A 24,055-nucleotide genomic window follows, 5' to 3' on the forward strand; every position below is an offset into this window, starting at 1 on the left:
CGGGACATGCCGACGATCGGAGTGGCCGTCGCGATCCCGGAGCCCTGGGCGACCGAGCTCCAGGACTACCGGGCGGGTGTCGGCGACTCGATGGCGGCGATGATCCCGACCCACATCACGCTGGTGCCGCCGGCCGAGGTCGACGACGATCTCGGCGTGGTCGAGGCGCACCTGGCCGAGGCCGCGACGCAGGTGGAGCCGTTCGACGTCCACCTGCGTGGCACCGGTACCTTCCGGCCCGTCTCGCCCGTGGTGTTCGTCAGCCTGGTCGAGGGCATCTCGCAGTGCGAGCAGCTGGCCGAGACCGTCCGGCGCGGACCGCTGGGCGTCGACCTCCACTACCCGTACCACCCCCACGTGACGGTGGCCCACCACCTGCCCGACGACCGGCTCGACCTCGCGTTCGCCGAGCTGGCGTCGTTCGAGTGCCAGTTCACCGTGGCCGACTTCCACCTCTACGTGCACGACCACACCCGCGGCTGGCAGGCGTCCCGCGACTTCGCACTCGGGGCCTGAGGTGCCCGCGCTCAAGGAGCGGCTGGTGGCGGAGCGGGCCAAGCAGCCCGCGCTCGACCACGTGCTGCTGATGAACGAGCACTACGGCAGGGTCAAGGCAGCCCAGCAGGCCGGCGCGGTCACCTACTTCGCGTTCCTCTCCTTCTTCCCGGTGCTGGCACTGGCGTTCTTCCTGGTCGGCGTCATCGCCGGGGTCTACCCCGAGGCCCGCGAGAACGTCACCACCGCCATCGACTCCGTGCTGCCCGGCATCATCGGCCCGGACGACAACCAGATCTCCCTCGACCAGGTGCAGGACTTCTCGGGCCTGGCCGGCGTCCTCGGCCTGCTCGGCGTCGTGTACGCCGGCCTCGGCTGGGTCTCGTCGCTGCGCGAGGCGCTGACCGCGGTCTTCGAGACCCCGCGCCGCGAGCAGCCGTCGTTCGTCAAGGGCAAGCTGCGCGACCTCGCGGCGCTGGCCATCGTCGGGTTCGTGCTCGTCGTGGCGGTGGCCGTCGCGGGGTTCGTCTCCGGCTTCTCCGCCGACATCCTCGACGCCGTCGGCCTCGGCAGCCGGCTGTCGTGGCTGGTGAAGGTCCTGGCGGTGGTACTCGGCCTGGCGGCCAACGCCGTGCTGTTCTTCGCCCTCTTCCGGCTCCTCGCCGACCCGCACACGCCGCGTCGTTCGCTGTGGTCCGGCGCGCTCCTGGGCGGGATCGGGTTCGAGGTCCTCAAGCAGCTCTCGGGCCTGCTGCTCGGCACCACCCAGGGGCAGCCGGCGTTCCAGGCGTTCGGGATCGCGCTGATCCTGGTGGTCTGGATCAACTACTTCTCGCGCCTCATCCTCTACGCCGCCTCGTGGGCGCACACGACGCGCGAGGCGATCGCGCTCCGGCGGGCCAACCCGGCCGACCCGGTGCAGGGGCCGGTGACCCCCGATCTCTCCGAGCTGACGGCGGTGGTCGACCGGGGTGACGACGACGCCGAGGCCGACGTCGAGGCCGACGTCGCGCCCGAGCGCCCGGCCCGGCGCAGGTTCGGCAACCCGTTCTCCCGGACGAAGAGGAAGATGGAGTCATGAGGTTCGAGCGCAAGCACGCCTGGTTGCTGCTGGCCGTGGCCGTCTGGAACGTCGTCACGTTCGGCAACTTCGCCAGGAACCTGGTCCAGGCCGCCCAGGACGGCGAGGACCGCGCCACCGGCTACTGGGTGGCCCACACGGTGCTGGTCGTGGTCAACGTCGCGATCGCCGCGGTGCTGGGCTCGCTCGGCTGGAAGGCGTTGCGCGCCACCCGCGCCACCCCCGAGGCGGGGCGGTCGCCGGTCACCAGGTGACGTCGGCGGCCGGCACCACCTCGGTGGTCACGCCGGGGTAGGCGGTGTCGGCGACGAAGAAGTTGGTGTAGGCGATCATCTCGCGGGCCCCGACCGGCACGGTGCTGCCGTCGGGGTGCGGCAGGTCCCACGGACCGACGTCGGTGGTGTGGGCGTCGGAGACGAGCACGGTGTCGTAGCCCTCGATCTGCGACCGGGCGGCGGTGCTGCGGATGCAGGCGTCGGTGGCCGCGCCGCAGAGCACCAGCCGGGTGGTGCCCAGTGCGTCGAGCCGGGCGCGCAGGTCGGTCTCCACGAAGGCGTCGAGGTAGTGCTTGGCCACCACCGTGTCGCCGTCGCCGGGGCGGACCTCCGCGACGATCTGCCACGGCTCCGAGCCCGGCACGAACGGCCCGGCCTCGTGCTGGACCCAGACGACCGGCACGCCGTCGGCGCGCGCCCGGTCGATGAGGCCGCGGATCCGGTCGACGACGCCGTCGCGGTCCCAGCCGTCGGACGTGTTGCCCTCCTGCACGTCGATGACGAGCAGGGCGGTGGCGGAGGTAGAGGTGCTCATGCCGCCGTACGCTAGCCGGGTGAGCGGACAGTTCCCGACCGGATTCGCCAGCCCCGCGGGCCGGGTGCTGGCGCTGCTCGAGCGGGTGCAGGAACGTCCCGGCCTCACCGCCGAGCACCTCGCCGCCGAGCTGGGCGTGGGGGAGCGGAGCGTGCGCCGCTACGTCGCCACGCTGCAGGAGCTCGGCATCCCGGTGGTCGCCCGCCGCGGCCGGACCGGCGGCTACCACCTCGACGCCGGCTTCCGGATGCCGCCGCTGGTGCTGAGCACCGACGAGGCGGTCGCGCTCACGCTCACCCTGGCGGTGCTGGCCGGCCGCGGTGCGGTCGCCGGCGACGACCCGACCTCGGTCGCGCTCGGCAAGCTGCGACGGGCGCTGCCGCGGCAGGTCGCCGAGCGGGTCGACCACGTGCTCGCGGCCGTCGTACCCCCGTCGCGTCGCGACCGGCTGGCGCCCGGCGCCGCCCCCGACCCGGCACTGCTGGCGACGCTGGCGGCCGGGGTCGTGGGGGAGCGGGTCTGCCGCGTCCGGCACCGCTCGGCCGACGGGACGACGACCCGCGAGGTCAACCCGTACGGCGTCGTCGTGGTCCGCGGCCACCTCTACCTGCACGGTTGGTGCCACCTGCGCCGCGCCCGCCGCACGTTCCGCGTCGACCGCCTCGTCGCCGCCGACCTCCTCACCGACACCTTCCGCGCCCCCCGCGGCCTCGACGTCGCCGAGGCCGTCGAGACCTCGCTGGCGACCAGCTGGGAGGAGTGGCAGGTCAGCGTCGTCCTCGACGCGTCGCTCGCCGAGGTGGAGGCGACGATCCCGCGCTACGTCGGCGTCGCCGAACCCGTCGACGACCGCACCACCCGGCTCCGGCTGACCACCCGCAACCTCGACGCCACCGTCCTCCGGCTCTCCGACCACGACTTCGGGATGCGGGTCGAGGAGCCGGCCGAGCTGCGGGAGGCGTTCGCCCGGCGCGCGGCGTGGATGGCGGGGGTGGTTGGTGCTGCCGGGTAGGGCCCGGGGCCGGGCGGCCGCGTGGGGTTCGTGGGCAGTGCTGGCGGTTCGGGGGTGGAGCTTCGGCCCCGGAGTGCGGGTCTCCCCGGTGCACCGGGTGTTCCTGCAGCCGGTTCGGTCCCACCCGCCCCACGGCGCCCCGCGCCACCACTCCCCAGGGAAAACCTGAATCTTCCCGGGCATACATTGCCCGGGAAGTTCAGACTTCCCCGGTGAACCGGTGAAATCTCGCCCCCCGCCGCAGGGGAGACTCGCGCCCCCGCTACTTGCCGTGCCGGAGCGCGGCGTGCAGGTCCCAGTTGAGCCGCGAGATCACGTCGAGCGGGATCTCCTTGGGGCAGGCGGCGGTGCACTCGCCGATGTTGGTGCAGCCGCCGAAGCCCTCGGCGTCGTGCTGGCCGATCATGTTGACCACGCGGGTGTCGCGCTCGGCCTGGCCCTGGGGCAGCTCACCGAGGTGGGTGATCTTGGCGCCGAGGAACAGCTGGGCGGAGCCGTTGGGGCAGGCGGCGACGCAGGCGCCGCACTGGATGCAGGTGGCGACGTCGAAGGCGCGGTCGGCCTTGTCCTTGGCCACCGGGGTGGCGTGGGCGTCGGGGGCGGCGCCGGTGTTGACCGAGATGTAGCCGCCCTGCTGGATGATCCGGTCGAGGGCGCCACGGTCGACGCACAGGTCCTTGAGCACCGGGAACGCGTCGGCGCGCCACGGCTCGATGGTGATCGTCTCGCCGTCCTTGAACGTGCGCATGTGCAGCTGGCAGGTCGTGGTGACCTCCGGCCCGTGCGCCTCGCCGTTGATCATCAGCCCGCACGACCCGCAGATGCCCTCGCGGCAGTCGGAGTCGAACGCGACCGGCTCCTCGCCGGCGTCGTTGAGCTGCTCGTTGAGGACGTCGAGCATCTCGAGGAAGCTCATGTCCTCCGAGACGTCGTCGAGCTCGTAGGTGTGGATCCGGCCGGCGGCGTCAGGGTTCTCCTGGCGCCAGATGTTGAGGGTGAGTCTCACTTGTAGCTCCGCTGCTTCATCTCGACGAACTCGTAGGTCAGGTTTTCCTTGTGCAGCACAGGCTTCTCCTCGGGTCCGGTCCACTCCCACGCCGCCACGTAGGCGTACTGGTCGTCGTGGCGCAGCGCCTCGCCGTCCTCGGTCTGCGACTCGGCCCGGAAGTGTCCGCCGCACGACTCGCGCCGGTTGAGGGCGTCGATGCACATCAGCTCGCCGAGCTCGAAGAAGTCGGCCACCCGGCCGGCCTTCTCGAGCGACTGGTTGATGCCCTCGGCGGTGCCGAGCACCCGGACGTTGCGGTGGAAGTCGTCACGCAGGCTGCGGATCAGGTCGATCGCCTTGCGCAGGCCGTCCTCGGTGCGCTCCATGCCGCAGTACTCCCACATGATGTTGCCGAGCTCGCGGTGGTAGGAGTCGACGCTGCGGGTGCCGTTGGAGCCGAGGAACGCGTCGATGCGCTGCTTGACCGCCTGCTGCGCCTCGACCACGGCCGGGTCGTCCTCGGCGATCTTCTCGAACGGGCCCTCCGCGAGGTAGTCGCGGATCGTGTTGGGCAGCACGAAGTAGCCGTCGGCCAGGCCCTGCATCAGCGCCGAGGCGCCGAGGCGGTTGGCGCCGTGGTCGGAGAAGTTGGCCTCGCCGGTCACGAACAGGCCCGGGACGGTCGACTGGAGGTCGTAGTCGACCCAGAGCCCGCCCATCACGTAGTGCACGGCCGGGTAGATGCGCATCGGCGTCGTGTAGGGGTCCTCGCCCGTGATCCGGGCGTACATGTCGAAGAGGTTGCCGTACTTCGACTCCACGGCGTCGCGGCCGAGCCGCTCGATCGCCTCGGCGAAGTCGAGGTAGACCCCGCGTCGTACGCCGTCGACCTCCGGGCCGACGCCGCGGCCCTCGTCGCACATGTTCTTGGCCTGGCGCGAGGCGATGTCGCGCGGGACCAGGTTGCCGAACGCCGGGTAGATGCGCTCGAGGTAGTAGTCGCGGTCGTCCTCGGCGATGTCCCGGGGGTCCTTGGTGCAGTCGGCCTGGTTCTTGGGCACCCAGATCCGGCCGTCGTTGCGCAGCGACTCCGACATCAGCGTCAGCTTGGACTGGTGGGCGCCGGCCACCGGGATGCAGGTCGGGTGGATCTGCGTGTAGCAGGGGTTGGCCATCAGCGCGCCCTTGCGGTGGGCCCGCCACGAGGCGGTGACGTTGCTGCCCATCGCGTTGGTGGAGAGGAAGAAGACGTTGCCGTAGCCGCCGTTGGCGAGCACCACGACGTCGGCGAAGTAGGTCTCGATCTCGCCGGTGACGAGGTCGCGCACGATGATCCCGCGGGCCCGGCCCTCGACGACGACCAGCTCGAGCATCTCGTGGCGGCTGTAGCTCTTCACGGTGCCGGCGGCGACCTGCCGCTCGAGGGCCTGGTAGGCACCGATCAGCAGCTGCTGGCCGGTCTGGCCGCGGGCGTAGAAGGTGCGCGAGACCTGCACGCCGCCGAAGGAGCGGTTGTCGAGCAGGCCGCCGTACTCACGGGCGAAGGGGACGCCCTGGGCCACGCACTGGTCGATGATGCTGGTGCTGACCTGGGCCAGGCGGTAGACGTTGGACTCGCGCGAGCGGTAGTCGCCGCCCTTGATCGTGTCGTAGAACAGGCGGTAGACCGAGTCGCCGTCGCCCTTGTAGTTCTTGGCCGCGTTGATGCCACCCTGGGCCGCGATCGAGTGGGCACGCCGCGGCGAGTCCTGGTAGCAGAACGCCTTGACGACGTAGCCGGCCTCGCCGAGGGTCGCCGCCGCCGACGCGCCGGCCAGGCCGGTGCCGACCACGATCACCGAGAGCCGGCGCCGGTTGGCGGGGTTGGCGATCCGGGCCTCGAACTGGCGGGTGTTCCACTGCTCCTCGAGCGGGCCGCCGGGCGCCTTGGTGTCCTGGATCGGGTCACCCATCACGTAGTAGTCGGCCGCGTCGTCGGTCAGCTGCTCGGAGTGCTGCGTGTGGGAGGAGTCGAAGTGGTTGGTGGTGTCGGGCATGTCGGTCATGTACGGCTCCTGATCACGCGTTGATGACGCCGGCGAGGACGAAGATCGGTACCAGCGAGAAGCCGCCGGCCACCACGACGGCGAGGATGGTGCCGATCGCCTTGGCGTTGCGGCGGGCCTTGGCGTTGTTCGTCAGGCCGAGCGTCTGGGCGGCACTCCAGGTGCCGTGGTGCAGGTGCAGCCCGAGCGCGACCATCGCCAGCAGGTAGATGACCGTCAGCCACGGCACCTCGAAGCTCTGCACCATCAGCGTGTACGGGTCACCGGCGGCGCTCCCGGTCTCACCGGTGTTCACGTTGACCTTGCCGAAGCTGAAGTTGAGCAGGTGCCAGACGATGAACAGCAGCAGCGTCAGGCCGCCCCAGCGCATCCAGTGCGAGGAGAAGCTGGAGTGCTTGTTCTTCTTCACCACGTACTTGGTCGAGCGCGCCTTGCCGGCCCGCCGCCACAGCGCCACCGCGCAGGCGACGTGGACGACGAGCGACAGCAGCAGCACCGCCCGCGCGATCCACAGGAACCCCTCGTGGGGCAGGATCGGCTCCCCGAGCTCACGGATGTGCTCGGCGTAGCTGTTGAAGGCCTCCTGGCCCGAGAACGCCTTGAGGTTGCCGTACATGTGCACGAGCACGTAGCCGATGAAGACCAGGCCGCTGACGGCCATGAGCATCTTCAGCATGATCGTCGAGCGCGAGGCTCGGGAGCCCTTGACCAGGGCGGTGCGGGTCGGGGTTGCCACGAGTCGCCACTCTACGTCCGGGGCTCGTGACGCCCTTCACCCACCGGGTGTGACTTAGGGCATGTTGCCGCCGCCGGTGCGGACCGCTAGCCCAGTGCCACGGCCAGCTCGCGACGGCTGCCGATGCCGAGCTTGGTGTAGACGCGACCGAGGTGGTTCTCGACCGTCTTCGGCGAGACGAACAGCTCCTGGGCGATGTCGCGGTTGGTGCGGCCGATCACCGCGAGCGTGGCGACCCGGCGCTCGCTGGCGGTCAGCGAGTCGGGTCCCGGCGCCGACGTCGTACGCCGTGGCCGGTCGCCGAGGGCGCTCAGCGCCGCCGCGACCCGGTCCTGCAGCGCCCGCGCCCCGCAGGCCTGGGCCGTCTCGGCGGCGAGCAGCAGCAGCTCGCGGGCGTCGGTACGCCGTCCCTGGGTGCGCCAGGACTCCGCCTGGTCGACGAGGGCCTTGGTGTGCTCAAGCCGGTCGTGCCCGCCGGCGAGCACCAGGACGGCCTCGTCGAGACGGGCGGCCCGCGACTGCGGGTCGGGGTCGAACCGGGCCGAGACGCGCAGCGCCTCGCCCACCTCGACCGGGGAGCCGAACGCGCGCGCGAGCTCGACCTGCTCGGCGAGCAGCGCCCGGGCCCGGTCGTCGTCGCCGAGCCGGGAGTGGGCGATCGCGGCGGGCAGCCGCCAGGCCAGGCTGGCCGGGTCGACGTCGGCCTGGGTCAGCTCGCGCTGGAGGACGTCGAGCGTCTGCAGCGCGGCGTGCGGGTCGCCGGCGGCGAGGTGGACCCGCGCCCGCGCCTCGCCGAGCCACACCAGCGGCATCACGCGGACGCCCCCGGTGACGGCGTCGACCCCGGCCAGTGCGGCCTGGGCGGCGGGGAGGTCGCGCCGCTCGAGCGCGACGTAGCACAGGAAGTGCGACGCGGTGACCCGCAGCGAGAGCACCTCCGGCGTGACCGGCTCGTACGCCACCGCCGCCAGGACGGCGTCGGCCTCGGCCTCGGTGGTGGTCACGTCGCCCTGGCGCCAGGCCAGCAGCTGGGCGGCGTTGGCCGCCATCGCGTAGTCGATCGGCGACCCGCCGCGCAGGATCCGGGCGCGGGCCCGCTCGACCTCCCGCGTGGTCTCGCCGACCACGTCGGCCGCGATCGCCGACATCATGGCCAGCGTCCACGGCACCAGGCCGTCGCCGCGGGCGGCGTCGTCGAACAGCGCGCCGTCGCCCAGGGCCCGCCGGGCCAGGTCGGCGATCGAGGCGTGGTGGTGGTTCTGGTGGCGGGCGCGCTGGGCGAGCAGCGCCAGGAGGGTCCGCTCGTCGGGCGTGTCGCCGGCGAGGTGCTCGAACTGGCGCAGGTGCTCGATCGCCTGGCGTCGCTGCGCCGGGACGAACTGGCGGGTCACGCCCAGCGCTGCCTCGAGCGTCATCCGGGCCGGCTCCTGTGCCAGCGGGGGCCAGCCGTCGAGGAGGGTGACCAGCTCGGCGACGGCGGCCTCGGCGCCCGACGTGGCCAGCGTGGCCTGGGCGGCGAGGGCGAGGAGCTCGGCGCACCGTCGTACGTCGCCGTGGCCGGCGGCCGCGTCGAGGAGGTGCCGGTGGGCCTCCTCGGGACGGCCGGCGCGCAGCAGGGTCGTGCCGAGCCGTTCGCGCAGCGCCAGGTCACCCGGCCGCTCGAGCAGGGCGCGCTCGAGGCAGGCGGCGCCGACCTGGTGGTCACCGGCCGCGAGGGAGAACTGCGCGGCGTGGGAGAGCAGGTCGGCGGCGTCGGGCAGCGTGCCGACCGGTGCGGCCAGCAGGTGCCCGGCGAGCTGGGTGGCCGGGGCCTGCCGGGCCCGCAGCTCGACGGCGGCACGGGCGTGCATGCCGGCCACGCTGAGGGTGCCCAGCGCCGCCAGGGTCGCCTCGCGGATCACCGGGTGGACGAAGGTGAGGCCGTCGGCGCCGCCGATCAGCACGTTGGCCCGCACCAGCTCGCTGACCGCCGGCTCGAGCGCGTCGTCGTCGACCTGGGCCACCCGGCGGGCGAGCCAGGGACTCGCCTCGAGGCCGAGCACGGCCGCCGCGCCGGCCAGCGCCAGGGCGTCGGGGCTGAGCCGGCTGAGCATGGCCCGCGAGATGGTCGCTGGACCCAGACCCCCGATCGCGTCGGCGGTGACGGGGTTGCTGACGTCGTGGCCGGCGCTGCCGAGCTCGTCGAGCAGCGCGCCGGTGAGGAACGGGTTGCCGCCGCACGCGGCGTGCATCGCGGTCACCACCTCCGCGCACGGCACCACGCCCTCGGGCGTGTGGAACGCCGCCACCGCCGAGGGCGAGAGGGCCTCGGGCAGCATCCGCTCGACGTACGGCGAGACGGTGAGCTCGGACAGCGCCGACCCGGCCAGCGGGCCGGTGCCGCCGGTGGGCGGGCGGGTGGCCACGACGAGCGCGATCGGGAGGTCGGCGACCCGCCGGGCGAGGTAGCCGAGGAAGCGCAGCGAGGGCTGGTCGCTCCACTGGGCGTCGTCGACGGTGATCAGGAGCGGCCGGGTCGCGGAGAGGTCGATCGCCACCCACCACAGGGCGTGCAGCGTGCGGGCGATCTCGGCGTCGCCGGCCGTGCCCTGGGGCGCGACGTCGAGCGCCTGCATCGCGGCGCCCGCCGGCCCGTCGAGGATCGCGCGCCGGACGTCGCCGCTGTAGCGCGAGACCGACCGCTCCACCATCTGGCGCACCACGCCCCACGCCATCGCCGTCTCGGTCTCGTCGCCGGTGGCCTGGAGGCGCCCGAACCCCCGCTGGCGTGCGAGCTCGCGGGTCTCGCGGACGAGCCGGGTCTTGCCGATGCCGGCCTGTCCCTCGATGACCAGGACGCGCCCGTTGCCGGCGACGGCGCTGTCGAGCGCGTCGGCGATGCGCGCGAGCTCGTCGTCACGCTCCAGGATCTGGGAGGCCGAGCTCACCCGCGGATCATAAGGTGGCGCGGGCCCCACTGAGGTCGACATAGTGCGTGGCGAGCTCGTCGACCGCGTCGGTCCAGCTCCGGGCGAGCGCCAGCTCGCGGCCCCGGGCGCCGAGGAGGCCGCGGTGCCGGTCGGCGACGACCGCCTCGACGGCCCGCCTGAAACCCTTGGGGTCGGCCGGGTCGTGGAGCAGCCCGGTCTCGAGGTGGCGCACGACGTCGGTGGCGCCGCCGGCCCTCGGCGCGACCACCGGCACCCCGGCCGCCGACGCCTCGCGGAGCGCGTGGCAGCAGGTCTCGTGCTCGCCGGGGTGCACCAGCACGTCAAAGGTCGGGACCGCGATCGTCAGGTCTCCGGTGCACAGCGGCCCGGTGAACCGGGCGCCCGGCAGCCGGGCCTCCAGCCACGCACGCTGCGGCCCGCCGCCGACGACGACCGGCCGGACCTCGGGCAGGTCCGCCAGCTCGGCCAGGCGTCGTACGCCGTGGCGCTTGTGGAGCCCACCGACGTACCCGATGACGACCCGGGGTCCCGACGGGGCGCGGGCCCGCGACCACGAGTCGTGCAGCCACTGGTCCCGCAGCGACGGGGTGAACGCCGCGGTGTCGACCCCCGGCCGCCAGAGCCCGGCGCGCACGCCGAACTCGGCGAGCCGGTCGACCATCCAGTCGGAGGTGACCAGCACCCGGTCGGCGCGGTCGGCGACCTTGGCGCGCCAGTAGTCGGCGCTCTGGTCGAGCACCGGGGACTGCTCGACCACCAGCGACGGCACGCCGGTGCGCCGCGTGTGCTTCAGCGCGCGGCGGCCCAGCGCGCCCGGGGACGTCACGTGCACGAGGTCGGGCCCGAACTGCTCCAGCGCGGCGCGCACCTGCGGACCGGCCGGCTCGAGCGGGCGGACGCGCACCACCTGGCAGGTCCGGTACGTCGACAGGCCCGGGCCCGGGGCGACGATCCGTACCGTGTGGCCGCGGTCGACCAGTCGGTCGGCGACGGCCTTGAGGGTGGTCGTGGTGCCGTCGACGGCGGGGTAGAAGGTCTCGGTGACGAGGGCGATCCTCATGCTCAGACCGTCGTCCGGCCGGACGTCCTGACGTCGATGCACGCGTGGATGTCGCGTGAACACTGCGGGGGCAGTTGGGTGTGGCGCTCTTCACATCCCCGTCGCTTGTGTGCAGACTCTGCCGCACCACGAGGTCGACGAGGGGTGCGGATGAGCACAGGCGTGCAGGGCCCGACCAGGGCACGGATCGACGCCAGGACGCTGCGGGGGGACCGGTGGTGGCTCGCGCCGCTGGCGACGTTCGTGGTGTTCTCGGCGTTCGTGGTCTACGCGACCGTCCGCGCGTTCATGGGCAGCGACTACTACGCCAAGCCCTACCTGTCGCCGTTCTACTCACCGTGCCTGGGCGACTGCGTCTCGGGCGCCTCCGACTTCGGCCAGCCGTTCTCGTGGTTCCCCCTGTCGGCGGCGCTGATCATCCTGATCTTCCCGCTCGGCTTCCGGATGACCTGCTACTACTACCGCAAGTCCTACTACCGGGCCTTCTGGCTCTCCCCGCCGGCGTGCGGTGTCGCCGAGCCGCACGCCAGGTACACCGGCGAGACGCGGCTGCCGCTGGTCCTCCAGAACGCCCACCGCTACTTCTGGTACGCCGCCCTGGTGGTCGGCGCCGTGCTCACCTTCGACGTCGTCCTGGCCTTCCGGGCGATGCCCGACGAGTACGCCGTCGGCGGCGGCGAGACCGGCGGCGTCCACATGGGCCTCGGGACGCTGCTGATGATCGTCAACATCGTCCTGATCTGGCTCTACACGCTGTCGTGCCACTCGTGCCGGCACGCCGTCGGCGGCCGGCTGCGGCACTTCTCCAAGCACCCCGTGCGCTACAAGCTCTGGACCTGGGTCTCGAGGCTGAACGCCCACCACGGCCGCTTCGCCTGGTACTCGCTGTTCTCCGTCGCCCTGGTCGACCTCTACATCTTCCTGCTCGCCGCTGACGTGATCGACGACGTGAGGTTCTTCTAGTGCCTAGCACCCGCCACCCGATGACCGGCAACGAGATGTCCGGCGACGCCGCCGGCGGCATGGAGCGCCACCAGTACGACGTCGTGGTGGTCGGCGCGGGTGGGGCCGGGCTCCGCGCGGCGATCGCCGCCCACGACGCGGGCGCCCGCACCGCGATCGTGTGCAAGTCGCTGCTCGGCAAGGCCCACACGGTGATGGCCGAGGGCGGCATCGCGGCCGCGATGGGCAACCGGTGGCCCGAGGACAACTGGGAGGTCCACTTCCGCGACACCATGCGCGGCGGGAAGATGCTCAACAACTGGCGGATGGCGCAGCTGCACGCCCAGGAGGCGCCCGAGCGGGTCATGGAGCTGGAGGACTGGGGTGCCCTGTTCGACCGCACCGACGACGGGCTGATCAGCCAGCGCGACTTCGGCGGTCACAAGTACGCCCGGCTCGCCCACGTCGGCGACCGCACCGGCCTGGAGATGATCCGCACCCTCCAGCAGCGCGCGGTCCAGCTCGGCATCGACGTGTTCATGGAGCTCACCGTCACCGACGTGTTCCAGGACGCGAGCGACGGCACCCCGAAGGTCGCCGGCGCCTTCGGCTACTGGCGCGAGAGCGGTCGCTTCGTGGTCTTCGAGGCGCCCACCGTGGTGCTGGCCACCGGCGGCATCGGCAAGTCGTTCAAGGTCACCTCCAACTCCTGGGAGTACACCGGCGACGGACACGCGCTGGCGATGCGGGCCGGCGCCAGCCTGATCAACATGGAGTTCGTCCAGTTCCACCCCACCGGCATGGTGTGGCCGCCCTCGGTCAAGGGGCTGCTGGTCACGGAGTCGGTGCGCGGCGACGGCGGCATCCTGAAGAACTCCGAGGGCGAGCGGTTCATGTTCGACTACATCCCGGAGTACTTCAAGAGCGAGACGGCCGACACGGTGGAGGAGGCCGACGCCTGGTACGAGGACAAGAAGAGCAACCGGAGGCCGCCCGAGCTGCTGCCGCGCGACGAGGTGGCCCGGGCCATCAACTCCGAGATCAAGGCCGGCCGCGGGACGCCCCACGGGGGGATCTACCTCGACATCGCGTCGCGGCGTACCCCGGAGTTCATCCGGAAGCGGCTGCCCTCGATGTACCACCAGTTCAAGGAGCTGGCCGACGTCGACATCACCGCCGAGCCGATGGAGATCGGACCCACCTGCCACTACGTCATGGGCGGCGTCGAGGTCGACGCCGACAGCCAGGAGAGCGCGGTCAGGGGCCTGTACGCCGTCGGCGAGTGCTCCGGCGGCATGCACGGGTCCAACCGGCTCGGTGGCAACTCTCTCGGCGACCTGCTGGTCTTCGGCAAGCGGGCCGGGGAGCACGCCACCGCCTACGCGCGGTCGCTGGGCGAGCGCCGGCCGGCGGTCGACGAGACCGACGTCGAGGCGGCGCAGCGCAGCGCGCTGGCGCCGTTCGAGGTGGAGGGCGGGGAGAACCCGTACACGATCCAGTCCGACCTGCAGCAGTCGATGAACGACCTGGTCGGCATCATCCGCACCGCGCCCGAGCTGGAGCAGTCGCTGGCGGCGATCGAGGAGCTCAAGGTCCGGGCCGCGTCGATGAAGGTCGAGGGGCACCGGCAGTACAACCCCGGCTGGCACCTCGCGCTCGACCTGCGCAACATGCTCGTCGTCAGCGAGGCCATCGCCAAGGCGGCGCTCGCGCGGCAGGAGTCGCGCGGCGGCCACACGCGCGACGACTTCCCGGGGCCCGACGAGGCGTGGGCGACCAAGAACCTCGTCGTCAACCTCAACTCCGAGGGCACCGGCATCGACCTCCACGAGCAGCCGCTGCCACCGATGCCCGAGGAGCTCCAGAAGTACTTCGAGCCGGCGGCGGTCGAGCCCCCTGCCGAGAGCAAGGAGGGGAAGTAGCCATGGGATACGACCTGAAGATGCGGGTGTGGCGCGGCGACCGGTCCGGCGGTGACCTCGGCGACTACACGGTGGAGGTCTCCGAGGGCGAGGTCGTGCTCGACGCGCTGCACCGCGTGCAGGCCACCCAGGCCGGCGACCTCGCGATCCGCTGGAACTGCAAGGCCGGCAAGTGCGGCTCCTGCAGCGCCGAGATCAACGGCCGGCCGCGGCTGCTGTGCATGACCCGGCTCTCCGACTTCGACCCGGGCGAGACCATCACGGTGACCCCGGTGCGCACCTTCCCGGTGATCCGTGACCTCGTCACCGACGTGTCGTTCAACTACGAGAAGGCGCGCGAGCTGCCGTCGTTCGCGCCCCCGCCGCGCGACGCCGACGGCAAGCGGCGGATGGCGCAGGTCGACGTCGAGCGGGGCCAGGAGTTCCGCAAGTGCATCGAGTGCTTCCTGTGCCAGAACGTCTGCCACGTGGTGCGCGACCACGAGGAGAACAAGCCGGCCTTCGCCGGGCCCCGCTTCTTCCTGCGCTACGCCGAGCTCGACATGCACCCGCTCGACACCCACGACCGCCGCGAGCTGGCCCAGGGCGCGGCCGGTCTCGGGATGTGCAACATCACCAAGTGCTGCACCGAGGTCTGTCCCGAGGGCATCAAGATCACCGACAACGCGATCATCCCGATGAAGGAGCGCGTGGTGGACCGCAAGTTCGACCCGTTGGTGTGGCTGGGCTCCAAGATCGGGATCCGCAGCAAGGACGACGAGGGGCGCACCGAGGTCTGACCCGACCGGTGGCGATCGCATTCACCCGCACGCCGCGCCCGACCGTCGTACGATGACGGTCCCCCTCTTCCCCCCGAGGACGACCCTGTGACCGAGCCGCCCCGAGCCGAGCGACTGTGGCAGCTCACCGTCGAGCACTCCCCGGTGGGCATGACCCTGGTCAGCCCGGACGGCCGGCTCGTCTCGGCCAACCGTGCGCTGTGCAGCATGCTCGGCTACACCGAGGACGAGCTGCGGGGGATGTCGTTCCAGCGGCTCACCCACCCCGACGACCTGCCCGCGCACCAGCTGCTCTACGACGCGACGCTCGCGGGCGAGCGGTCGAGCTACCGGATCACCAAGCGCTGCCTGCGCTCGGACGGCTCGACCCTGTGGGGCGACCTGTCGGTCGCCGTGCTCCGCGACGACGACGGCTCCCCGCTGCACCTGATCGGCCAGATCCACGACGTCACCACCTCGCGGGAGTACCAGGAGCAGCTCTCCGACGCCATCGAGCTGATCGACCGGCAGCAGCGCCGCACCCGGGCCATGTTCGACAGCGTCGACGTCGGGCTCCTGCTGCTCGACCGCGAGGGTCACTACGAGGAGTGGAACCGGCGGCACCGCGACTTCCTGGCCCTGGCCTACCCCGACGGCCACCGGGGCCATGCCGGCCAGCTCGGCGAGGTGTACGCCGCCGACGGCTGCACCGAGCTCACCGTGGGGGAGATGCCGACGGCTCGCGCGGTGCGCGGCGAGGAGTTCGACGACTACCGGATCTGGGTCGGGTCCGACCAGCTCACCCGCCGCGCCCTGTCGATCTCGGCACGCTCGGTCGTCGACGCCTCCGGTGCCCTGGTGGGTGCGGCCCTGGCCTACAGCGACATCACCGACCTGATGCGGGCGCTGCTGGCCCGCGAGGACTTCCTGGCCGCGGTCTCCCACGAGCTGCGGACGCCGCTCACCTCCGTGCTCGGCCACCTCGAGATGCTGGTCGACCGCGACGACCTCGACCCCGGGCTGGCCCGCCAGCTCGACGTCGTGCAGCGCAACGCCCTGCGCCTACGGCTGCTGGTGGGCGACCTCCTCGACTCCGCCGTGCAGCGCGACGGCCAGCTGGTGCTGGCCCGGACGCCGGAGGACCTCGTCGCGCTGCTGCGAGACGCCGTGGAGGCAGCGCTGCCGGACGCCTCGGCGGCCGGCGTCCACCTGACCCTCGATGCCGTGGGCCGGGTGCCGGCGTACCTCGACCCGGTGCGGGTCCGGCAGGTCGTGGACAACCTCGTCCACAACGCCGTGAAGTACACCGACCGCGGCGGGCAGGTCGACGTACGCCTGGCGGCGACCGGCGAGGACGCCGAGATCACCGTCGCCGACACCGGCATCGGCATGCGCACCGAGGACCTCGAGCACGTCTTCACGCCGTTCTACCGCGCCCCCCAGGCGCGCGAGCGCCTCGCCCCCGGCGTCGGCCTGGGGCTCGGCATCGCCCGGGCGATCGTCGCCGCCCACCGCGGCCGGATCGAGGTCGAGAGCGCCGTCGGTGCCGGCACGACGGTCCGGGTCACCCTGCCGCTCGCCGACGTGGAGGCGTCCGTCACCTCCTGAACGTCTTGCTGGCCCCCGGACCCGAGCCGCCGACGTTGACCGCGGCGACGGTGACCTTCAGCGACCCGGTGGGCAGCGACGCGCGCTTGAGGGCGAGCCGCGTCGTCCGCACCGCCTTCGAGACCACCGTCCGGCTGCCCTTCTTGACCACGACCCGGTAGGTCAGCGGCGTGCCGGACGGGTTGGCGGCCGGCTTCCAGCTGGCCACGACCTGGGCGCCGGACCTGGCGACCGTGAGCCCCTTCGGGGCGCCCGGCTTGGTGAACAGCGGCTTGAAGACCTTGACCTCGGCGCTGGTGGGCCCACCACCGCCACCGCCGATGTTGACGATCTTGGCGTCGGTCAGCGCGAGGGTGCCGTTGGCGGCCACCGACGGGGTGAGGGGGATGCCGAAGCGCTGCCGGGTGCCACCGAGGGTGAGCACGGGCGCCGCGAAGCCGTTGGCGGTCGGGCCGAAGACGTCGAGGCGACCGAACTGGTTGCCGTTGATGTCGCCGGTGCCGATGTAGAGGCGGCCCTGCGGGTCGCTCGCGATCCCCTGCGCGATCCAGCTCGGCGCCGGCGTCTCCACCTGGATCCGTCGGCTGGGCGCCACGTTGCCCTCCTGGGCACCGGTGAACACGCTGATGGTCGGCTCGAGGCCGGCGGCTGAGACCGCGACCCCGCCGCCCGGCATCCCGGCCAGGGCGAGGAAGGCGATCCCGGGGTTGACGTTCAGCCGCGTCCTGGACCCGCGGATCTCGCGGACCGGCGCCGCGTTGCCGTTGGCCCCCGGGGCGAACCGCAGCAGCTCCAGGCCGAAGCTGCCGTCGACCTCGGCGTCGACGACCCACAGCGAGCCGTCGGTGGCCCAGGCCACGGCCGCCGGGCTCTCGATGAGGGTGGCGTCCCCGGTGATGGTGCGGGTCGGCACTGCGGGGCCCGCCGCCTGGGCCGGGTCGAGCACGAGGACGCTGTCGCCGCTGGTGTAGGCCAGGCCGGCGGAGGGGCTGAGTGCGGGGATCGGCGAGCTCGAGCTGACGCCGGTGATCGTCTTGACGATCTCGGGCGATCCGTCCGAGGCCGGTGACCACACCTCGATCGTGCTCGCCCCGCCGTTCGCGGAGTAGATGGTTCCGTCGCTGGCGATCGCCAGCGGGTAGACGGCGGTTCCGGCCGAGATGGTCCGGACCGGGTCGAGGGCGACGGTGACGGCACCGGCGGGGGATGCCGAGGCGGTGGCGGCCAGGGCGCCCGCGAGGGCGACGGCGGTGAGCGCAGCGGTACGGCGGCGCAGGGGGGCAACGGGCACGGCGATCTCATTCCCAGGGGGGTGGTGGTCGGGGTCAGGCTAGGTGCAACGCCGTCCGTTGTCAGGGGCTAAACGGGGGTGAAGTGCGCCCGCGGCCCGCAGGGTGCCGAAAACCTCACATCAGGTGGTCGCCGTCACCCACCGCTCCTAGGGTTCGCTGCATGACGACCGAGCAGACCCCCGTCGAGGGCGGCCTCGACGAGCCGGCCGAGCTCGAGCCCGCGCAGGGCACGCTCCGCCTGGCGCAGCCGGAGGACCGGCACAGCCGTGTGGACTGGGAGCGCGAGGCCGCGAAGGTGCTGCGCAAGGCGCGCCGGATGACCGACGACGACCCCGACGGCCTGGTCTGGGACAGGCTCACCCGCACCACGCTCGACGGCATCGCGGTGGCGCCCCTGGGCACGCCCGAGCTGCTCGAGGACCTCCGGACCACCGGGCGCCCGAGCCGCGCGGGGGAGTGGGACGTGCGCGCGTTCCTCGCGGCCGGTGAGGAGAAGGCGGTCAACGAGGAGGCGCTCGCCGACCTCGAGGGCGGCGTCACCTCGGTCTGGGTCGAGTGCGGCCCCGACACCGACTTCGCCCGGCTGCTCGACGGCGTGTTCCTCGACCTCGCGCCGGTCGTGCTCCAAGCCACCGGCGACCCGGCCGCCACAGCCCTCCGGTTCCTCGACTGGGCCGGTGACCTCGAGCTGCACGGCGGCACCAACCTGGGTCTGGGCTCCTTCGACGCCGAGGTGGCGGCCGCGGCGCGGGAACGCGGCATCCTGGCCTTCGTCGTGGACGCCACGATCGTGCACGACCAGGGCGGGTCCGACGCCCAGGAGCTGGGCTGGGCGACGGCGGCCGCGACCACCCACCTGCGCGCAGCGACCGACGCGGGCCTCACCGTCGCCGAGGCCGCGGCGCTGCTCGAGCTCCGGCTCGCCGTCACCGACGAGCAGTTCCCGAGCATCGCCAAGCTGCGCGCGGCCCGGCGGTTGTGGGCGCGGGTGCAGGAGCTGTGCGACGCCGAGCCGGTGCCGATGCTGCTGCACGCGGTGACGAGCCGGCCGATGATGACCCGCTACGACCCGTGGGTGAACATGCTCCGCACCACCGTCGCGGCGTTCGCGGCCGGCGTGGGCGGCGCCGACAGCGTGACCGTGCTCCCGTTCGACAGCGCGCTCGGCCGTCCCGACACGCTCGGTCGCCGGATCGCCCGCAACACCTCCCACCTGCTCGTCTCCGAGGCCCACGTCGCGCGCGTCGCCGACCCGGCCGGCGGCTCCTACGCCGTCGAGAGGCTCACCGACGACCTCGCGGCCGCCGCCTGGGTCGTGCTGGACCAGATCGAGACCGGCGCCGACCTCGGTGCCGCCATCGCCGACGTCGTCGCCGCGCGCGAGCAGCAGGTCGCCACCCGCGAGCGTCCGCTCACCGGGCTCACCGAGTTCCCCCACCTCGCCGAGACGCTGCCCGAGCGCACGGGTCCGGGCCTCGCCGTCGCCTCCTACGGCGCCAGCTTCGAGGCGCTGCGCGACACTCCGCCCGCGGCCCACGTCTTCCTGGCCACGCTCGGCCCGGTCGCGGCCCACACCGCGCGGGCCACGTTCGCCACCAACCTGTTCGCCGCCGGCGGCGTCGCCGTCGACGTGGCAGGCCCGACCGACGGCGTCGACGCGCTGCTGGCGGCGTACGACGGGCAGGCGGTGGTGTGCCTGGCCGGGGCCGACAGCGCCTACGCCGAGTGGGGGGAGGCCGCGGCGAGCGCCCTGCGCGAGGCCGGGGCGACCCGCGTGATCGTCGCCGGCAGGCCCGCCGACCACGCCGACGACTCCTGCGCGACGGGCGTCGACGCCCTCGCCTTCCTGACCCGCACGAGGGAGAACCTCCAGTGACCGTCCCCGTGAGCTTCGGCAACCTCCCGCTCGGCGGCGGCCGTGCGCCGGCCACCCCCGAGGTCGACGCCGAGGCCTGGGCCAGTCCGGAGGGCATCGACGTCCTCCCGGTCTACGGCCCCGAGCACCTCGAGGGGCTCGACGCGCTCGACACCTGGCCGGGTCTGAGCCCGTTCCTGCGCGGGCCCTACCCCACGATGTACACGACCCAGCCCTGGACGATCCGCCAGTACGCCGGGTTCTCCACCGCCGAGGAGTCCAACGCCTTCTACCGCCGCAACCTCGCCGCGGGCCAGAAGGGCCTCTCGGTGGCCTTCGACCTCGCCACCCACCGCGGCTACGACTCCGACCACCCCCGGGTGCGCGGCGACGTCGGGATGGCGGGCGTCGCGATCGACTCGATCTACGACACCCGGACGCTCTTCGACGGCATCCCGCTCGGCGAGATGTCGGTGTCGATGACCATGAACGGCGCCGTGCTGCCGGTGCTCGCGCTCTACATCGCCGCGGCCGAGGAGCAGGGGGTCGGGCCGGAGCAGCTCGCGGGGACCATCCAGAACGACATCCTCAAGGAGTTCATGGTCCGCAACACCTACATCTACCCGCCGGCGCCGTCGATGCGGATCATCTCCGACATCTTCAGCTACACCTCGGCGAAGATGCCGCGCTTCAACTCGATCTCGATCTCCGGCTACCACATCCAGGAGGCCGGGGCGACCAACGACCTCGAGCTCGCCTACACCCTCGCCGACGGCGTGGAGTACATCCGCGCCGGCCTCGAGACCGGGATGACGATCGACCAGTTCGCCCCGCGGCTGAGCTTCTTCTGGGCGATCGGGATGAACTTCTTCATGGAGGTCGCCAAGATGCGTGCGGCCCGGGCGCTCTGGTCGCGGCTGGTGCGCGAGTTCGAGCCGCAGAACCCCAAGTCCCTCTCGCTGCGCACCCACAGCCAGACGTCCGGGTGGAGCCTCACCGCCCAGGACGTCTTCAACAACGTGCAGCGCACCTGCATCGAGGCGATGGCCTCGACGCAGGGCCACACCCAGAGCCTGCACACCAACGCCCTCGACGAGGCGATCGCGCTGCCGACCGACTTCAGCGCCCGCATCGCCCGCAACACCCAGCTGCTGCTGCAGCAGGAGAGCGGCACCACCGGCACCATCGACCCCTGGGCCGGCTCCTACTACGTCGAGCGCCTCACCCACGACCTCGCCGAGCGCGCCTGGGGCCACATCCAGGAGGCCGAGCAGGCGGGCGGCATGGCCAGGGCGATCGAGCAGGGCATCCCCAAGATGCGCATCGAGGAGGCGGCGGCACGCACCCAGGCCCGCATCGACTCCGGCGCCCAGCGCGTGATCGGCGTCAACACCTACCGGCTCGCGGCCGAGGACAAGCTCGACGTCCTCAAGGTCGACAACGACGACGTCTACCGCCAGCAGATCGCCAAGCTCGAGCGGCTGCGCGCCGAGCGCGACGACGACGCCGTCCGCTCGGCCCTCGAGGCGCTGACCGGCAGCGCCGAGCGCGGCGCCACCAGGGGCAGCCTCGACGGCAACCTGCTCGCGCTGGCCGTCGACGCCGCCCGGGCCAAGGCCACCGTCGGGGAGATCTCCGACGCCCTGGAGAAGGTCTACGGCCGCCACCAGGCCGTCATCCGTACGATCTCGGGCGTGTACCGCGACGAGTCCGCTGCCGGTGACGGCACGCTCCTGCAGCAGGTGCTCGACGCCACCGAGGAGTTCGAGGAGGCCGAGGGACGCCGCCCGCGCATCCTGGTCGCCAAGATGGGTCAGGACGGCCACGACCGCGGCCAGAAGGTCATCGTCTCCGCCTTCGCCGACATGGGCTTCGACGTCGACGTCGGGCCGCTGTTCTCGACCCCCGAGGAGGTCGCCCAGCAGGCGGTCGACGCCGACGTGCACATCGTCGGGGTCAGCTCGCTCGCGGCCGGCCACCTCGCGCTGCTCCCCGCCCTCAAGGCCGCGCTCGAGGAGCAGGGCCGCCCCGACATCATGACGGTGATCGGAGGCGTCATCCCGCCCGACGACGTCCCGACGCTGCAGCAGATGGGTGCCGCCGCGGTGTTCCTCCCCGGCACCGTGATCGCCGAGTCGGCCCTCGACCTGCTCGCCAAGCTGCGCGACCAGCTCGGCCACGACGGTGGTTGAGGAGGTTGCGCTAGCAACCGTCTCGAGACCACGTCCTGCTGCGCCGAGTGGTCTCGAGACAGGCGCTGGCGCGCCTTCCTCGACCAGCGTGGGATCCGGTCGTCGTGCCCGTTGACGTCGACGCGCTGGTCGCCGGGATCCGCCAGGGTCGCCGCGCCGCGGTGGCGCAGGCGATCACGCTCGTCGAGTCGAGCCATCCCGCGCGCCGCGAGGCCGCCCGCGAGCTGCTCACGACGCTGACGGCGGGGGAGTCCGCCGGCGTCCGCAGCCGGGCCGTCCGGGTCGGCATCTCCGGCGTGCCCGGGGTCGGGAAGTCGACGTTCATCGAGGCTCTCGGCACCCGGCTGACCGCCACCGGCCACCGCGTCGGCGTGCTGGCGGTCGACCCGAGCAGCGTGCGCACCGGCGGGTCGGTGCTCGGCGACAAGACCCGGATGTCCCGGCTCAGCGCCGACCCCGCCGCCTACATCCGGCCGAGCCCCAGCGCCGGCACCCTCGGCGGGGTCGCCCGCGCGACCGTGCAGGCGATGGCGGTGCTCGAGGCCGCGTCGTACGACGTGGTGCTGGTCGAGACCGTCGGCGTCGGGCAGTCCGAGGTCACGGTGGCCGGCATGGTCGACACGTTCTGCTTCCTCACCCTCGCCCGCACCGGTGACCAGCTGCAGGGCATCAAGAAGGGCATCCTCGAGATCGTCGACGTGGTCGCGGTCAACAAGGCCGACGGCGACCACGAGGGCGAGGCGCGGGTCGCGGCCCGCGAGCTCGCCGGCGCCCTCCGGCTGGTGCGCGGCCACGCCGAGTGGGCCCCGCCGGTGGTGACCTGTTCTGCCTTGCACGACCAGCGGGTCGACGACGTCTGGGAGCGCGTGCTCGCCCACCGCGAGCACCTCGGCGCCGACGGCCTGGCCGCCAAGCGTGCCGGCCAGCAGCTCGACTTCACCTGGGCCCTGGTCCGCGACGAGCTCGAGCAGCGGCTGCGGCACTCGCCCGGCGTGCGCACCATCCGCGACGACGTACGCCGGGCGGTGCTCGGCGGCGAGCTGCCGGCGACCGTCGCCGCCGACCGCATCCTGGCCGCCTACGACGACCAGGACTCCCAGAAGTCCCACGACGCCTAGCCGGGGCTATCGTGGACAGGGATGTCCGAGTCCTCCGCCCTGATCGCCGACGTCGTCGCCAAGTACGACGCCGAGCTGGTCGACCTGCGCCGTGACCTCCACGCCCACCCCGAGCTCTCGTGGGCCGAGACCCGCACCACCGACCTGGTCGGCCAGCGCCTCGAGGCCGCCGGGTGGCGGGTCACCTACCCGGCCCCCACCGGGGTGGTGGCCGACCTCGGCCCCGACGACGACACCGACGGCCCGGTGGTCGCGCTGCGGGCCGACATGGACGCCCTGCCGGTCCAGGACGTCACCAAGGACCCCTGGGCCAGCACGGTGACCGGCGTCGCCCACGCGTGCGGGCACGACGTCCACACCGCCGCCATGGTGGGCGCGGCCCTCGCGCTCGGCGAGCTGGGCGAGCGCGGCGGGCTGTCGGGCCGGGTGCGGCTGCTCTTCCAGCCGGCCGAGGAGGTGATGCCGGGCGGGGCCAAGCAGCTGATCGCCCTGGGTCACCTCGAGGACGTCCGACGCGTCTTTGCCCTGCACTGCGACCCCGGCGTCGACGTCGGCCGGGTCGGCCTGCGCTCCGGCGCGCTGACCAGCGCGGCCGACAAGATCGAGGTCCACCTCGAGGGCACCGGTGGCCACACGTCGCGCCCCCACCTGACCGGCGACCTCACCTTCGCCCTGGCCAAGGTGACCAGCGAGCTGCCCGCGGTGCTCAGCCGCCGGATGGACCCCCGCGCCGGTGTCAGCGTCGTGTGGGGCATGGTCCGGGCCGGTTCGGCCCCCAACGTGATCCCCGACCGCGGCACGGCCGCCGGCACGGTGCGCATCCTCGACGCCGTCGCCTGGGCCGACTGCGAGGCGATCATCCGCGAGGCCATCCACGACATCGTCCGGCCCTACGGCGTCACCGCCACCGTCGACTACCTCCAGGGCGTCCCGCCGGTGGTCAACGACCCGGCGTCCAACGCGATCCTGGCCGAGGCCACCCGCGCGGTGCTGGGCGCCAACGGGCAGGTCGCGGTGCCCCAGAGCCTCGGCGGCGAGGACTTCGGGTGGTACGTCGAGCAGGTCCCCGGCGCCATGTTCCGGCTCGGCACGCGCACCCCCGGCGGGGCGACGTACGACCTGCACCAGGGCGACCTGCGGGTCGACGAGCGCGCCATCGCGATCGGCGCGCGGGTGCTGGCCGCGGCCGCGGTGCACGCGGCCGGATGACC

The 24,055-nt window shown here is 72.8% G+C and carries 19 protein-coding genes; 12 read left to right on the forward strand and 7 right to left on the reverse strand.

Annotation, left to right across the window (positions count from 1 at the left end; all coding sequences use genetic code 11):
• Positions 1-6: 6 nt before the first annotated feature.
• The 3 genes from AC4MBH_RS18525 to AC4MBH_RS18535 are packed head-to-tail and all read left to right on the forward strand — an operon-like array spanning position 7 to position 1,830.
• Positions 7-516, forward strand: a complete 510-nt coding sequence (locus AC4MBH_RS18525; RefSeq protein ID WP_491796786.1) for a 2'-5' RNA ligase family protein — start codon at positions 7-9, stop codon at positions 514-516.
• A gap of 1 nt (position 517) precedes the next feature.
• Positions 518-1,576 (forward strand): YihY/virulence factor BrkB family protein, encoded by a 1,059-nt coding sequence (locus tag AC4MBH_RS18530; RefSeq protein ID WP_491796788.1) that lies wholly within the window; start codon positions 518-520, stop codon positions 1,574-1,576.
• Entirely contained in the window at positions 1,573-1,830 is a 258-nt protein-coding gene (locus AC4MBH_RS18535) for an SCO4848 family membrane protein (RefSeq protein ID WP_491796789.1), read from the forward strand. Before AC4MBH_RS18530 ends, AC4MBH_RS18535 begins: the two co-directional genes overlap by 4 nt.
• On the opposite strand, the gene AC4MBH_RS18540 is transcribed toward AC4MBH_RS18535, so the two are convergent.
• Positions 1,820-2,386: an isochorismatase family protein gene (locus tag AC4MBH_RS18540; protein ID WP_491796791.1), complete on the reverse strand. Its 567-nt coding sequence runs from the start codon at positions 2,384-2,386 to the stop codon at positions 1,820-1,822. The genes AC4MBH_RS18535 and AC4MBH_RS18540 overlap by 11 nt on opposite strands.
• Before the next feature lie 19 nt (positions 2,387-2,405).
• Between AC4MBH_RS18540 and AC4MBH_RS18545 the strand changes: the two genes are divergently transcribed.
• A complete protein-coding gene (locus AC4MBH_RS18545) occupies positions 2,406-3,398 on the forward strand; it encodes a helix-turn-helix transcriptional regulator (RefSeq protein WP_491796793.1) in 993 nt (330 codons plus the stop codon).
• A gap of 262 nt (positions 3,399-3,660) precedes the next feature.
• On the opposite strand, the gene AC4MBH_RS18550 is transcribed toward AC4MBH_RS18545, so the two are convergent.
• The 5 genes from AC4MBH_RS18550 to AC4MBH_RS18570 form a co-directional block, all read right to left on the reverse strand.
• Positions 3,661-4,404, reverse strand: a complete 744-nt coding sequence (locus AC4MBH_RS18550; protein WP_491796795.1) for a succinate dehydrogenase/fumarate reductase iron-sulfur subunit — start codon at positions 4,402-4,404, stop codon at positions 3,661-3,663.
• On the reverse strand, positions 4,401-6,338 hold the full coding sequence (locus AC4MBH_RS18555; RefSeq protein WP_491797065.1) for a fumarate reductase/succinate dehydrogenase flavoprotein subunit: 1,938 nt from the start codon (positions 6,336-6,338) through the stop codon (positions 4,401-4,403). Before AC4MBH_RS18555 ends, AC4MBH_RS18550 begins: the two co-directional genes overlap by 4 nt.
• Positions 6,339-6,444: 106 nt before the next feature.
• On the reverse strand, positions 6,445-7,167 hold the full coding sequence (locus tag AC4MBH_RS18560; protein ID WP_491796797.1) for a succinate dehydrogenase cytochrome b subunit: 723 nt from the start codon (positions 7,165-7,167) through the stop codon (positions 6,445-6,447).
• Positions 7,168-7,253: 86 nt separating this feature from the next.
• Positions 7,254-10,094 (reverse strand): helix-turn-helix transcriptional regulator, encoded by a 2,841-nt coding sequence (locus AC4MBH_RS18565; RefSeq protein ID WP_491796799.1) that lies wholly within the window; start codon positions 10,092-10,094, stop codon positions 7,254-7,256.
• Positions 10,095-10,101: 7 nt separating this feature from the next.
• On the reverse strand, positions 10,102-11,157 hold the full coding sequence (locus AC4MBH_RS18570; protein ID WP_491796801.1) for a glycosyltransferase: 1,056 nt from the start codon (positions 11,155-11,157) through the stop codon (positions 10,102-10,104).
• A 150-nt stretch (positions 11,158-11,307) separates the two neighbouring features.
• Here AC4MBH_RS18570 and sdhC point away from each other — a divergent pair, with 150 nt between their 5' ends.
• The 4 genes from sdhC to AC4MBH_RS18590 all read left to right on the forward strand — a co-directional run bounded on the left by sdhC (position 11,308) and on the right by AC4MBH_RS18590 (position 16,387).
• On the forward strand, positions 11,308-12,120 hold the full coding sequence (gene sdhC / locus AC4MBH_RS18575; protein ID WP_491796803.1) for a succinate dehydrogenase subunit SdhC: 813 nt from the start codon (positions 11,308-11,310) through the stop codon (positions 12,118-12,120).
• Entirely contained in the window at positions 12,120-14,021 is a 1,902-nt protein-coding gene (locus AC4MBH_RS18580; protein WP_491796805.1) for a fumarate reductase/succinate dehydrogenase flavoprotein subunit, read from the forward strand. Before sdhC ends, AC4MBH_RS18580 begins: the two co-directional genes overlap by 1 nt.
• 2 nt (positions 14,022-14,023) lie before the next feature.
• Complete coding sequence (locus AC4MBH_RS18585) at positions 14,024-14,800, forward strand: succinate dehydrogenase/fumarate reductase iron-sulfur subunit (protein WP_491796807.1); 777 nt, start codon at positions 14,024-14,026, stop codon at positions 14,798-14,800.
• A gap of 87 nt (positions 14,801-14,887) precedes the next feature.
• Positions 14,888-16,387, forward strand: a complete 1,500-nt coding sequence (locus tag AC4MBH_RS18590) for a sensor histidine kinase (protein WP_491796808.1) — start codon at positions 14,888-14,890, stop codon at positions 16,385-16,387.
• Here AC4MBH_RS18590 and AC4MBH_RS18595 read toward each other — a convergent pair.
• Entirely contained in the window at positions 16,377-17,678 is a 1,302-nt protein-coding gene (locus AC4MBH_RS18595; protein ID WP_491796810.1) for a fibronectin type III domain-containing protein, read from the reverse strand. The genes AC4MBH_RS18590 and AC4MBH_RS18595 overlap by 11 nt on opposite strands.
• Positions 17,679-17,839: 161 nt before the next feature.
• Between AC4MBH_RS18595 and AC4MBH_RS18600 the strand changes: the two genes are divergently transcribed.
• From AC4MBH_RS18600 to AC4MBH_RS18615, 4 genes are all read left to right on the forward strand, one after another.
• Positions 17,840-19,555 carry a methylmalonyl-CoA mutase family protein gene (locus AC4MBH_RS18600; RefSeq protein ID WP_491796812.1) on the forward strand — a complete coding sequence of 572 codons (1,716 nt, stop codon included), beginning with the start codon at positions 17,840-17,842 and terminating at the stop codon, positions 19,553-19,555.
• Entirely contained in the window at positions 19,552-21,726 is a 2,175-nt protein-coding gene (scpA, locus tag AC4MBH_RS18605) for a methylmalonyl-CoA mutase (protein WP_491796814.1), read from the forward strand. Before AC4MBH_RS18600 ends, scpA begins: the two co-directional genes overlap by 4 nt.
• 104 nt (positions 21,727-21,830) lie before the next feature.
• Entirely contained in the window at positions 21,831-22,844 is a 1,014-nt protein-coding gene (gene meaB, locus AC4MBH_RS18610; protein ID WP_491796816.1) for a methylmalonyl Co-A mutase-associated GTPase MeaB, read from the forward strand.
• A gap of 21 nt (positions 22,845-22,865) precedes the next feature.
• On the forward strand, positions 22,866-24,053 hold the full coding sequence (locus AC4MBH_RS18615; protein ID WP_491796817.1) for an amidohydrolase: 1,188 nt from the start codon (positions 22,866-22,868) through the stop codon (positions 24,051-24,053).
• Positions 24,054-24,055: the final 2 nt, after the last annotated feature.

The organism is Nocardioides sp. WJ219, assembly GCF_058559815.1.

Excerpts from the sequence above, each read along its gene's own strand:
- AC4MBH_RS18540 (WP_491796791.1), bottom strand. The coding sequence starts at position 2,386 with ATGAGCACCTCTACCTCCGCCACCGCCCTGCTCGTCATCGACGTGCAG.
- AC4MBH_RS18555 (WP_491797065.1), bottom strand. The coding sequence starts at position 6,338 with ATGGGTGACCCGATCCAGGACACCAAGGCGCCCGGCGGCCCGCTCGAG.
- AC4MBH_RS18585 (WP_491796807.1), top strand. The coding sequence starts at position 14,024 with ATGGGATACGACCTGAAGATGCGGGTGTGGCGCGGCGACCGGTCCGGC.
- sdhC (WP_491796803.1), top strand. The coding sequence starts at position 11,308 with ATGAGCACAGGCGTGCAGGGCCCGACCAGGGCACGGATCGACGCCAGG.
- AC4MBH_RS18600 (WP_491796812.1), top strand. The coding sequence starts at position 17,840 with ATGACGACCGAGCAGACCCCCGTCGAGGGCGGCCTCGACGAGCCGGCC.
- AC4MBH_RS18535 (WP_491796789.1), top strand. The coding sequence starts at position 1,573 with ATGAGGTTCGAGCGCAAGCACGCCTGGTTGCTGCTGGCCGTGGCCGTC.
- AC4MBH_RS18525 (WP_491796786.1), top strand. The coding sequence starts at position 7 with ATGCCGACGATCGGAGTGGCCGTCGCGATCCCGGAGCCCTGGGCGACC.
- AC4MBH_RS18615 (WP_491796817.1), top strand. The coding sequence starts at position 22,866 with ATGTCCGAGTCCTCCGCCCTGATCGCCGACGTCGTCGCCAAGTACGAC.
- AC4MBH_RS18570 (WP_491796801.1), bottom strand. The coding sequence starts at position 11,157 with ATGAGGATCGCCCTCGTCACCGAGACCTTCTACCCCGCCGTCGACGGC.